Genomic DNA, 3,035 nt, shown 5'->3' on the forward strand with positions numbered 1-3,035 from the left:
CGGCGCTGCCCGCCGACGCCGGCAGCGCAGGCCTGCTCACCCCAGCCGGCCCCACCGGCCCGGCCTTTCTGGCGCTGCGCAACTTCGACGCCATCTACAGCTACAACGCCTCGGAAAGTTACGGTCTGGCCATCGCCCACCTGAGCGACCGCCTGCGCGGCGCCGGCCCCTTCACCTCCCCGTGGCCCACCGACGACGCCGGCCTCTCCCGCGCCGAGCGGCGCGAACTGCAAGGCCTGCTCATCCTGCGTGGACACGACATTGGCGTGGTGGACGGCATGCTCGGCGAAAAAAGCCGGGCCGCGATCCGCATCGAACAGGCGCGGCTGGGTCAGGAAGCCAGCGGGCGCGGGGGACAGAAGCTGTTGAATGCGCTGCGTAGCGGGGGTTGAACAAACCACACTGTTGGTCACCGCGCAGCGTTTGGACCTGCTCTCTTACCGACGCAGATTCGCGTTGAATCTGCGCAGCAAGCCCACCGCAGCGCCCCAGCTCACACCCACCCAAACTGGGCCCGTACGTCCTTGGCCGTCACGTTCACGGCCGCCGCTGGCGCATGGGTGTATTGCCGCAGATTGGGCGCGTGCACGCCGCCGCTGTTTTGGCCCAGCACGGCAATCGCCTTGATGTGCCAGCGCAATGCCCGCAGTTCGGCCACATAGGTTTGTGCGTCCGGGTACTCCAGCAGATCGGTCTTGTTGGCGCCGGGCGACAGGCAAAAAAGCACGGCCTCGCAACGCGCCTTGGCGACCTCGGCCACAAACTGTTCGACCGTGGTGCGCGTGTCTTGCAAGGCACCTACCCGGGCATAGAACCGTTGTGGTTTCTTGGGGCCTTGCAGCTGGATGTCGCGCACGCTGCGGTTGAAGCAACCGGATAGGCTGCGAACCAGCGAGGCTTTGCGGGTGTTGGCGTTGCCGATGATGATGTAGGCGTCCATGTATCTTGGTTTTTCCGGGTCAGGGCAGTTTCACAGCGGTGCCGCTCACGGCCACCATCATCATGCCGTTGGTTTCGCCCAGCACTTCGTAGTCAAAATCGATGCCGATCACGCCATTGGCACCGCGCTCCTTGGCGGCCTCGATCAGATCGTCCAGCGCGGCATCGCGCGCGCCCGATAGCGCGCGTTCGTAACCCCCGGCTCGGCCACCGACCACATCGCGCACCGAAGAAAACAGATCGCGAAAGATGTTGGCGCCGATGATGGCCTCGCCGTTGACCACACCCAGGTACTGGTCGAGGCCGATGCCGGGTGGTGTGGTGGTGCTGAGGAAAAAGCCTTCGGTGTTTTTGGAGAACCAGCCCATGTTCAGAATTCCTTGAAATGGCAAAAGTGGTGGCAACCCCATGGGTGCCGGTTCATTGTGCCAGCCAGTCGTTCACCAAAGCGGCACCAACCGTCCACCCTCCATGCCCCAGGCGTGCCCGGCCATGGCGCGGGCCTCGGCGGCATCGTGCGTGACCAGGATCGCGGTCATGCCGGCGGCTGCGATGCGCTCGCGGAATTCGGTGCGCAACTGCTCGCGCAAGGTGGCGTCCAGCGCGGAAAACGGCTCGTCCAGCAACAGCGCGCGCGGCCGGGTGATGAGGGCACGCGCCAAGGCCACGCGCTGCTGCTCGCCGCCAGAGAGGGTCCAGACCCGCGCCTGGGCCTGGGCGCCGAGACCGAAACGTTCGAGCATGGTGCGGGCCAGTTCGCGCGCGTCGCGGCGCTTGCGGCCCTGCTCCACCAGGCCAAAAGCCACGTTGTCTTGCACGCTCAGGTGCGGGAACAGCGCGAAGTCCTGGAACATCAGCGCAAAGCCGCGCCGCTCGGGTGGCAAGCGGGTGATGTCCACTCCGTCGTACCACACGCTGCCCGCTTCGGGTGCATCCAGGCCCGCCACGATCTTCAGCAAAGTGCTTTTACCGCTGCCCGACGCGCCGAGCAAGGCCACGGTCTCGCCCGCTTGCACGGTGAGGTTCACGCCGTCGATCAGGGGACGGTGGTCCCATTGTTTACGGATGTCGCGCAATTCCAGCATGGTGGTGTTCCAGGATAGTGGTCTCGCAGGCTTTGGGCCGGTTCAGGCCGAAGGCCGGGGCGGCGCCCGATCGGGCTGGGCCTGCGGTCCTTCGATCAGCAAAAAGGCGAGCAGTGCCAACGCCATGAGCAGGCAGGCCAACACCAGCGCGGCGTCCAGATTGGCGGCGCCGGGGCGCCCGAGGCGCTGGTAGATCAAGGTGGTCAGGGTGGTCCACTCGGGCCGCGACAAAAACAAGGTGACGGCGAACTCGCCCAAGGCGGTGGCAGCGGCAAAGGCCATGCCGCGGCGCAACGCCCGAGACACCAGGGGCAGCGTGACACGCCAGAACAAGCGCCAGGGCCGTGCACCCAGGCTGGCTGCGGCTTGCGCGTAGTGCGCGGGCAGGCTGTCCAGCGCCACGGTGATGGACTTGGCCACGAAGGGATAGGCCAGCAGCGCGTACGCCGCGACCAGCAGGCCCAGGCTGGCCGTCCACTGCGGGTACAGCAACAGCAGGCCAAAAGCCACCGTGACCGGCGAGACCACGAAAGGCAGAAAGGCCGCCGCGCGCCACACCAGGGCGCCTGCGCCGACCGTGCCGCTCGCGCCGTAGACCCGACCCGCTGCGTCCAGCGCACGCACCGCCAGCGCGTGGGTCAGGCCGAGCACCGTGGCCAGCAGCACGGCCAGCACCGAAAAACGCACGGTGTTCCACAAAGCGGCCAAGGTATCGGCTTCCAACAACACGGCTGCGCCCTGCCCCCACACCAGCGCCGAAAATGCACGCCCCAGAATCGCCAGCAAGGGCGCGGCGCACACCAGCAGCAAGATGCACAACGCCAGCGCCAGCGCGGCCCGTTGCCCCAGGCTGCTGGGGCGCTGGCGCGGCAGCGGCACCACACGGCCGGGTGCGGCCAGCCGCTTTTCTATCCACGCATAGGCCAGTGCCACCGCGCCGTTGAGCGCCAACATCCACACCGCCAACACACCGGCTTGCGCCAGCTCCAGTTCGTGCGCCACCAGGGTGTA

At 67.0% G+C, this 3,035-nt stretch carries 5 protein-coding genes; 1 reads left to right on the plus strand and 4 read right to left on the minus strand.

Annotated features, from left to right (window positions below):
• The coding region (locus tag ABYB95_RS20450) for a lytic murein transglycosylase (RefSeq protein WP_372661198.1) at window positions 1–392 on the plus strand (392 nt) is incomplete at its 5' end.
• 101 nt (window positions 393–493) lie between these two features.
• Here the strand turns inward: ABYB95_RS20450 and ABYB95_RS20455 are convergent.
• The 4 genes from ABYB95_RS20455 to ABYB95_RS20470 form a co-directional block, all read right to left on the minus strand.
• Window positions 494–940 carry a hypothetical protein gene (locus ABYB95_RS20455; protein WP_372661201.1) on the minus strand — a complete coding sequence of 149 codons (447 nt, stop codon included), beginning with the start codon at window positions 938–940 and terminating at the stop codon, window positions 494–496.
• A gap of 19 nt (window positions 941–959) precedes the next feature.
• Window positions 960–1,307, minus strand: coding sequence for a heavy metal-binding domain-containing protein (locus tag ABYB95_RS20460; RefSeq protein ID WP_372661204.1), 348 nt, complete (start codon window positions 1,305–1,307; stop codon window positions 960–962).
• 72 nt (window positions 1,308–1,379) lie between these two features.
• Window positions 1,380–2,024 (minus strand): ABC transporter ATP-binding protein, encoded by a 645-nt coding sequence (locus ABYB95_RS20465; protein WP_372661207.1) that lies wholly within the window; start codon window positions 2,022–2,024, stop codon window positions 1,380–1,382.
• Between the two features lie 42 nt (window positions 2,025–2,066).
• The coding region (locus ABYB95_RS20470; RefSeq protein ID WP_372661211.1) for an ABC transporter permease at window positions 2,067–3,035 on the minus strand (969 nt) is incomplete at its 5' end.

Origin of the sequence: Hydrogenophaga sp. (genome assembly GCF_041633695.1) — a bacterium.
Classification (GTDB): domain Bacteria; phylum Pseudomonadota; class Gammaproteobacteria; order Burkholderiales; family Burkholderiaceae_C; genus Hydrogenophaga.